This window comes from Anaerostipes sp. Marseille-Q3525 (genome assembly GCF_018223505.1).
Classification (GTDB): Bacteria; Bacillota; Clostridia; order Lachnospirales; family Lachnospiraceae; genus Anaerostipes; species Anaerostipes amylophilus.
Genome location: NZ_JAGTTT010000030.1, coordinates 21,962 through 30,545 on the forward strand (window position 1 = coordinate 21,962; position 8,584 = coordinate 30,545).

At 37.4% G+C, this 8,584-nt stretch carries 9 protein-coding genes; 6 read left to right on the forward strand and 3 right to left on the reverse strand.

Going from position 1 to position 8,584, the window contains the following annotated elements; translation table 11 throughout:
* The first annotated feature begins 22 nt into the window (after nt 1–22).
* Nucleotides 23–1,414 carry a uracil-xanthine permease family protein gene (locus KE503_RS12195; protein ID WP_022375465.1) on the forward strand — a complete coding sequence of 464 codons (1,392 nt, stop codon included), beginning with the start codon at nt 23–25 and terminating at the stop codon, nt 1,412–1,414.
* Between the two features lie 24 nt (nt 1,415–1,438).
* Here the strand turns inward: KE503_RS12195 and yfcE are convergent, their stop codons facing one another.
* Entirely contained in the window at nt 1,439–1,975 is a 537-nt protein-coding gene (gene yfcE, locus KE503_RS12200; RefSeq protein WP_117944962.1) for a phosphodiesterase, read from the reverse strand.
* Between the two features lie 125 nt (nt 1,976–2,100).
* On the opposite strand from yfcE, the gene KE503_RS12205 reads away from it, so the two are divergent.
* Nucleotides 2,101–4,209 carry a DNA topoisomerase III gene (locus KE503_RS12205; RefSeq protein WP_212385391.1) on the forward strand — a complete coding sequence of 703 codons (2,109 nt, stop codon included), beginning with the start codon at nt 2,101–2,103 and terminating at the stop codon, nt 4,207–4,209.
* Between the two features lie 51 nt (nt 4,210–4,260).
* Here the strand turns inward: KE503_RS12205 and KE503_RS12210 are convergent, their stop codons facing one another.
* Nucleotides 4,261–4,875, reverse strand: a complete 615-nt coding sequence (locus KE503_RS12210; protein ID WP_212385392.1) for a hypothetical protein — start codon at nt 4,873–4,875, stop codon at nt 4,261–4,263.
* A gap of 157 nt (nt 4,876–5,032) precedes the next feature.
* Here KE503_RS12210 and KE503_RS12215 point away from each other — a divergent pair, with 157 nt between their 5' ends.
* The 4 genes from KE503_RS12215 (at nt 5,033) to KE503_RS12230 (ending at nt 7,863) form a co-directional block, all read left to right on the forward strand.
* Nucleotides 5,033–6,016, forward strand: coding sequence for a diaminopimelate dehydrogenase (locus KE503_RS12215; RefSeq protein ID WP_022375469.1), 984 nt, complete (start codon nt 5,033–5,035; stop codon nt 6,014–6,016).
* Nucleotides 6,017–6,145: 129 nt separating this feature from the next.
* Nucleotides 6,146–6,847 (forward strand): zinc metallopeptidase, encoded by a 702-nt coding sequence (locus tag KE503_RS12220; protein ID WP_022375470.1) that lies wholly within the window; start codon nt 6,146–6,148, stop codon nt 6,845–6,847.
* 116 nt (nt 6,848–6,963) lie between these two features.
* Nucleotides 6,964–7,206, forward strand: coding sequence for a hypothetical protein (locus KE503_RS12225; RefSeq protein WP_117944958.1), 243 nt, complete (start codon nt 6,964–6,966; stop codon nt 7,204–7,206).
* Nucleotides 7,207–7,218: 12 nt separating this feature from the next.
* Nucleotides 7,219–7,863, forward strand: coding sequence for a ribonuclease H1 domain-containing protein (locus KE503_RS12230; RefSeq protein ID WP_022375472.1), 645 nt, complete (start codon nt 7,219–7,221; stop codon nt 7,861–7,863).
* A gap of 56 nt (nt 7,864–7,919) precedes the next feature.
* Here KE503_RS12230 and KE503_RS12235 read toward each other — a convergent pair whose 3' ends face one another.
* Nucleotides 7,920–8,414: a GNAT family N-acetyltransferase gene (locus KE503_RS12235; RefSeq protein ID WP_212385393.1), complete on the reverse strand. Its 495-nt coding sequence runs from the start codon at nt 8,412–8,414 to the stop codon at nt 7,920–7,922.
* Between the last annotated feature and the right edge of the window lie 170 nt (nt 8,415–8,584).

An 8,584-nucleotide genomic window follows, 5' to 3' on the forward strand; every position in this document is an offset into this window, starting at 1 on the left:
GAAAAAGAGGATTAAAATTTATATGGAAAATCAGAATCAAAATGTCAGTGCAGACAATATTTACAAGTTGAATGGAAGAGTTCCATTATCTAAAGCAATCCCATTTGGACTGCAGCATGTGCTGGCAATGTTTGTATCCAATCTTGCACCAGTACTGATCGTGTGTAGTGCAGCATTTGTACATGGAACGAATCATCATTTGACTGGAGCAGAAATCACACAGTTATTACAATGTGCGATGTTTGTTGCAGGAATCGGTACTTGTCTTCAGTTATACCCAATCTGGAAGATTGGATCGAGGCTTCCGATCGTTATGGGAGTCAGTTTTACTTTCCTTGGAAGTTTATTGATGATTTGTACAAATCCAGATCTTGGATATGAAGGAATGGTAGGAGCGGTCATTGCCGGAGGTATTTTTGAAGGAATCGTAGGTTTAAGTGCCAGATACTGGAAACGATTTTTAACACCTGTTGTTTCGGCCTGTGTTGTTATCGCGATCGGATTATCCTTACTATCCGTAGGAATGAATTCCTGGGGAGGCGGAGATGGAGCCAAAGATTTTGGATCATGGTATCATCTTTTTATCGGAGCATTTACACTGATCGTCTGTCTTGCAGCCAGATACATCTTAAAAGGTGTATATAAGAACTTAAATGTATTAGTCGGACTGGTCTTAGGATACCTTCTTTCTGTGATCTTTACCGTTGCAGGAATTGCACCACTGGTTGATTTCTCTGGAATTTCAAAAACAATCGCACAGGTTGGCGTTGTAAGTATTCCGAAACTTGTATTCTTTACAAGCCTTAAACCAGTCTTTGATCTTGGAGCATTTTTTACGATTGCGATCGTATTCCTTGTATCAGCAGCAGAGACAACGGGTGCGACAACAGCCATCTGTACTGGAGCACTCGGAAGAGATATTGAAATGGAAGAATTACAGGGATCATTAGCAGCTGATGGATTTTCCAGTGCGATTTCTGGTTGTTTTGGATGTCTTCCATTAACATCATTCAGCCAGAATGTTGGACTTGTCACAATGACAGGAGTTATTAATCGATTTACAATCTTAATGGGAGCATTGATTTTAATCCTAGCATCGTTATTTCCACCACTGGGAGCGTTTTTTAATTCTCTCCCACAGGCAGTGCTTGGTGGATGTACGGTTATGATGTTTGGATCTATCATGTATGAAGGAATCAAGATGTTAAAAGAATGTGAGTTTGATGATCGTACAATGGTGATTGTATCTTTAGCATTTTGTATCGGAGTTGGACTGACTCAGACATCTGGAAACTTTTTTGCAGCATTTCCGAAGGAAGTTGGGGATATCTTTAATGGGAATGCAGTTGCGGGAGTCTTTGTAGTGTCATTAATTTTGAGTTTAGTACTTCCTAAAAGTAAAAAAAGTGAATAATATTTATTTGAGAAACGAAAAGAATTAAAGGGTATGATATATGTCACCTTCTAAAGTTTTCCATAAAAACTTTTTATCTTCATAAATCATATAGCCATGTTCAGATTCTTCTTTAGGAATTGACACAGATCCTGGATTTAAATACAAAAAGTTATCATATTCTTCCCAAGCTGGAATATGTGTATGCCCAGTTAACAGAATATCTCCGTTATGTAATTTTGGAGGATTCGCTGGTGAGTTTATGTGTCCGTGGGTTGCGTAGATTGTTTGTTCGTCGATGTATAGAATACAGGATTCACTTAATACAGGAAAGTTTAGTACCATCTGGTCGACTTCGGCTTCGCAGTTTCCTCTCACACAGATCAACTGGTCACTGATGGAATTTAGCATTTCGATGACTTGTTTTGGTGCGTAGTCTTTTGGAAGGTCGTTTCTTGGTCCGTGATAAAGTAAATCTCCTAAGAGAAGTAATTTATCAGGCTGTTCTTTTTTATAAGCTTCCATTAATTGTCTACAATAATAAGCAGATCCGTGAATATCGGATGCGATCATTAATTTCATATGTAAATACCTCAATTCTTTAAAAGTACGATAAAATATCTTTGTTTCAGTATATCACAAAATATGTTAAAATGGTCGGGATAATAAATTTGAGATGATAATTTTAGAAAGGTTTAAAGAATAAAATGAAACGATTAGTATTAGCGGAGAAGCCTTCGGTTGGGCGTGATATTGCGAGAGTTCTTGGCTGTAAGAAGGAAACGCATAGTTATATCGAAGGAAATGATTATATTGTAACATGGGCATTAGGACATTTAGTGTCTTTGGCAGATCTGGAGCAGTATGGAAAAGAGTATAAAGAATGGAATATGGATGTCCTTCCAATGATGCCAAAACACTGGAAATTGACTGTGTTAAAAAAGACATCCAAACAGTTTCAGACAGTGAAGAAACTACTTCTTCGAAATGACATCAAAGACGTGATCATTGCAACTGATGCTGGAAGAGAAGGAGAACTGGTTGCCAGATGGATCTTACAGATGTCAGGAAATAAGAAACCGATCTATCGTTTGTGGATATCTTCGGTAACAGATAAAGCGATCAAAGATGGTTTTGCACATTTAAAACAGGGAAAAGAATATGACAATCTCTTTCGTGCGGCAAGATCAAGGGCAGAAGCAGACTGGTTAGTTGGAATCAATGCGACAAGAGCTTTGACATGTAAATATAACGCACAGTTATCTTGCGGACGTGTGCAGACACCAACGCTGGCAATGATCATGAATCGTGAGCAGGAAATTCGAAATTTCAAACTTCAGAAATATTATGGATATAAGATTTTTGCAACAGGAATGAATTTCACATGGGAAAATCAAAAAGGGAACCAGAGAATTTCCGATAAGAAATGGGCAGAGGAACTTGGAAAGAAATTAAGAGGTCATGATCTTGTGATCACAGAAGTTTCCAAAAAAGAGAAGAAGAATTATGCACCAGAACTTTACGATCTGACAACACTGCAGAAAGAAGCCAGCAAACGCTATGGATTCTCACCAAAACAGACATTAAATATCATGCAGAGCCTTTATGAGCATCACAAAGTATTGACGTATCCAAGAACAGATTCCAGATATTTAACCAATGATATGACAGAGACATTAAAAGACAGGATCAAAGCGTGTCAGAATGGATCATACAAAAAGGCAGCAGCGGCATTATTAAGAAAAGAGATTAAAGCAAGCAGTCGTTTTATCAACAATAAGAAAGTATCCGATCATCATGCGATCATTCCAACAGAACAGTATGCATCTTTGACAAGTTTCAGCTCTGATGAACGAAAGATCTACGATATGGTTGTTGCAAGATTTTTAGCTGTTTTATCTGAACCAGCAATTTCCGAACAACTTTCTGTAAAAGCAAGTGTAAATGGGGAGTTATTCCGTGCAAAAGCAGAGAATATCAAACAAATTGGATGGAGAGAACTTTACGAAGAAGAAACAGGATCAAAAGATATGATCAAAGCAGGAAATATTCCAGTCAAAGGAAAAGAATATTCTGTTGGTACGATCTCTATGACAGAAGGAACAACCAATCCACCAGGACGTTATACTGAAGGAACATTAATTGATCAGATGGATAAAAAAGGTCTTGGAACGGTTGCAACAAGAGCAGATATCATTGATAAACTATTTAACAGTTACCTTCTTGAAAAGAAAGGAAATGAAATTCACATCACATCCAAAGGAAAGCAGTTATTAGAACTTGTTCCAGAAGATCTTAAAAAAGCAGAACTAACCGCTGACTGGGAAAAGAAACTGACAGCAATTTCGAAAGGAAAACAAAATGATCAGAAATTTATGAGAGAAATCTCAGATTATACACAGGCATTGATCAAAGATATTAAAACATCCGATGGAAAATTCAGACATGATAATGTGACAAGACATCGTTGCCCAGAATGTGGAAAATTCTTATTAGAAGTCAATGGGAAACATGGAAAACGTCTGGTATGTCAGGATCGCACCTGTGGGTATAAAAAGACAATTTCAAGGATCACAAATGCAAGATGTCCAGTATGTCATAAGAAAATGGAAATGGTCGGAGAAGGTGAAGGACAGAAGTTTGTATGCGTTTGCGGATATAAGGAAAAACTGTCTGCATTTAAACAGAGAAAAGAAAAACAGGGTTCTGGAATGAGTAAGAAGGAAGTGAACCGGTATTTGAAGAAACAGCAGAAAGAGGCAGAACAGCCAATTAATAATGCATTTGCGGAGGCTTTTGCGAAAATTAAACTGTAGGTTGTGTGTTGGATGATCTGTATGTATTCTATTCTGAGACCCATTCGCATTTTATCTTAAAATATAGGATTTCACAGGCTTTCCAACAGGATTGTATTCAGTTTGGTTGTCATAATATTGAATTAATTCATCCAATTCGTTCGCCACTGTTTTCTGTAATACATCAACAGATGTGATCTGTGAAAGGTAGGGAAGGCTATCAAAGTGTTTCCGATATTTTTCATCACCACCAGTAAAGAAATGTTCCATTGGAGTTCCTAGTCTTTGGGCGTAAGCGCAATAGCGTACTTGATGGTGTTCTAATAGATATTCTTCTTGCCGGATTTTTCGCCCGATCAAGAAGTTCACTGGTTTCGTGTTGGCTGGATTGGATGTCATTTTTACGAGTAGAGATTGGAAGAATGAGGCATCTAACATATTTTTTAAATGTAGATATTCATAAACGAGATCCTCAATTGCAATAACTTTTGAGGAAAATTCAAAGGGGTTTTGTACTAGGATCTGGTTTGCTCCAAAAGTTGTAGCGATTCCGTTTTGGAATATAAATAGTTTTTCTGGATTCCTATGAAGATCTTCGTAAGACTGACCATCTTCTGTTTTGGATGCTTTTGAATCGACGACAGCGACGATTCCATCTTTTGCTTTGAAAATGCCGGTGAATGACATGATAAAATTCCTCATTTCTGTTAAACTGACCCGAAAAGTAAGAATTATCGGGAATTTTTAAAGTTATTATAGCAAAAAAATGACAGAAAGAATACGTTGAATGAAAAACTCATTAATGATATACTGAATCTAATAAAGTTAAAAAGGAGAAAGATCAATGATTAGAATTGGTATTATGGGTTATGGTAACCTTGGACGCGGAATTGAATGCGCGATCAAACAGAATGACGATTTAGAGCTTGTAGCTGTATTTACAAGAAGAGATCCAGCGACAGTCAGCATTTTAACAGAAGGTGCAGCTGTATGTAATGTCAAAGATGTAGAAGATTGGAAAGATAAGATTGACGTTTTAATGTTATGTGGAGGAAGTGCAACAGATCTTCCTGTTCAAACACCAGAATATGCAAAATTATTTAACGTAGTAGATAGCTTTGATACACACGCAAGAATTCCAGAACATTTTGCAAATGTAGATAAAGCAGCAAAAGAAAATGGACATATTGGAATCATCTCTGTAGGTTGGGATCCAGGAATGTTCTCTTTAAATAGAATGTATGCAAACGCAATCCTTCCAGAAGGAAAGGATTACACATTCTGGGGAAAAGGTGTCAGCCAGGGACATTCTGATGCAATTCGTCGTGTAGAAGGTGTCAAAGATGGTAAACAGTACACAATTCCTGTAGAAGCAGCCTTAGAAGCAGTTCGTAATGGAGAAGATCCAGAACTTACAACAAGACAGAAACATACAAGAGAATGTTTTGTAGTCCTTGAAGAAGGTGCAGATGCGAAGAAAGTAGAAGAAGAGATCAAAACAATGCCAAACTACTTCTCAGACTATGACACAACAGTACATTTCATCAGTCAGGAAGAATTAGATCGTGATCACAGCAAGATCCCTCATGGTGGATTCGTATTAAGAAGCGGATGCACAGGATGGGAAAAAGAAAACAAACACATTATCGAATACAGCTTAAAATTAGATTCTAACCCAGAATTTACATCAAGCGTTTTAGTTGCATATGCAAGAGCTGCATACAAACTTTCCAAAGAAGGACAGAGCGGATGCAAGACTGTATTTGATATCGCACCAGCATATTTAAGTGCCAAATCTGGAGAAGAATTAAGAGCTTCTTTGTTATAAAAAGATAAAGAATCAATCGTTCAATAAAATGATTATAAAAAGAAATAAAATATTTCTAAACTGCCTTGATTTCATGTAGAAGGAACGATATAATCTTCTACATGTTATAGAGAAAGAAGGGAGATATTTATGTACCCATATGGTTATTATTTCGACCCAACGTATATTTTGATCATCGTCGGAGTGATCATTACAATGATTGCATCTTCTAAGATGAATTCAACATTCCGAAGGTATTCAAGAGTTCGCTGCCATTGTGGATTAACAGGTTCGCAGGCGGCGCAACGTATTTTAAATCAGGCAGGAATCTACGATGTTTCTGTAGAACGAGTCAGTGGTAATCTTACGGATCATTATGATCCAAAGAATAAGGTACTACGATTATCCGATGCAACTTATGGATCTGATTCCATTGCAGCGATCGGCGTTGCAGCTCATGAATGTGGGCATGCCGTACAACATCAGCAAGGATATACACCATTAAAGATTCGTGGAGCGATGGTTCCAGCCGTGAATTTAGGATCTAATTTATCTTGGTTGTTTATTATCGGTGGTGTTGTTCTTGGAATGAACCAGACACTGCTGAATATCGGAATTTTGTTATTCTCATTGGCAGTTATCTTTCAGCTGGTAACACTTCCAGTTGAATTTAACGCTTCAGCAAGAGCTTTAAAGATCCTTGGCAATACAGGAATCATGTATGGTGATGAAGTAGCACAGACAAGGAAGGTATTAACTGCAGCAGCACTCACTTATGTGGCAAGTGCAGCAGCGGCAATCCTTAGTTTACTTCGTCTGGTTATTTTATTCGGAGGAAGAGATAACGACTAGAAATATAAATTTGAGAAGAAATCCTGCGTTGCAGGATTTTTTCTTTTCTAAGATAAGGAGGAAAAAATAAGCAATATTATTTCATTGATCCTGACACTTTGCTGTGTTAGATGAGGATGGATGTTATATGGGCTTGGGGCAGTATTGATCTTTCTTTATCCGGACATACCCATGCTGGACAGATCTGGCCGACAGGACAGCTTGGAGAGCTGATCGGTGTGAATGAGTTAAATTATGGATACCGACAAGATGGAGATTATCAGGTAATTGTAAGTTCCGGAATCGGCGGCTGGGGATATCCAATCCGTACAGGCGGACATTCCGAATATGTAGTTATCACTTTAAATACAAAGAAATAAAGAGGAAAAAATATGGCAGGAAAATTTTATGCAGTAAAAAAAGGAAGAAAACCAGGAATCTACATGTCATGGGATGCATGCAAAGCACAGGTGATGGGATTTCCAAATGCAAGATACAAAGGATTTAAAACAAAAGCAGAAGCGGAAGAGTTTTTAAATCCCGATGCAAACGAATTGATGCAGATTGATGAAGACACATTAGTTGCATATGTGGACGGAAGTTATGATCATTCCCAGAAGAGATTTTCCTATGGAATGGTTTTGATGCATGACGGAAAAGAACGCTATTTTGCATATCCATACATAGATGAAGAACTGGCAACGATGCGTAATGTAGCAGGCGAGATCAAAGGTTCCGAAGCAGCCATGCGTTTTGCAAAAGAAAATGGCTACAAAAAACTTGCAATTCACTATGACTATGAAGGAATCCAGAAATGGTGTACAGGTGAGTGGGCAGCAAAAAAAGAAGGAACACAGGCTTATCAGAGAATTTATGAAGAAATGAAACAGCATGTTCAGATTAAGTTTGTAAAAGTGAAAGGACATTCCAATGATAAATATAACGATTATGCAGATATGTTAGCGAAATCTGCATTAGGAATTGGAGATGGAAGCTTCGAGAAGAAAGAAGATCAGGAGTGGATCAAAGTAAGGTAAAAGAAAAAATCTGGAATCTCAGAGAAAAGGGATTTCAGATTTTTTCTTTCATAATATTATTTTATTAATTCCAAATAATGAGGAATAATATCTTCATAAGTACCATCTTTTAATAAGAATCCCTTTGGAATTACACCAAGCTGGATAAATCCAAGTTTCTTGTATAGATGCAGGGCTGCTTTATTACTTGCAACAACCGCATTAAACTGAAGGATCTTAAAATTAAATTCAGGAGCACGTTTGATACAGTCTGTGACAAGAAATTCGCCGATCTGCTTTCCACGGTGAGCAGAAGAAACCGCATAACTTGCATTACAGATATGACCACATCTGCCAACATTGTTTGGATGTAAAATATAAAGGCCAACAATCTCATTTGTATCAGAATCAACAGCGATTCCTGTATATGTCTGTTCTTCAAAGAAAGCAAGACCACTTTCATGGTCTAATTCATCTAACTGAGGAAAGGCAACGCCGTCGTCGACAACTTCGTTCCAGATTTTGATCGCTGTGTCTGTATCATCGGGTTCAAATTTTCGGATTTCAATCATTGTTAGTTACCTCGTCTTAATAATTTTATTATTTCGATTTTAGTACACAAAAGTGTTTTTTGCAACAAGGGATCTATTTCAGATGAAAGGAGCTTTTTTGTCATTGTATGAGTGGAGTTTGATGGATTTCTGGAAATGTGCTACACTTTTATTTAGAATGAGAAAATTAT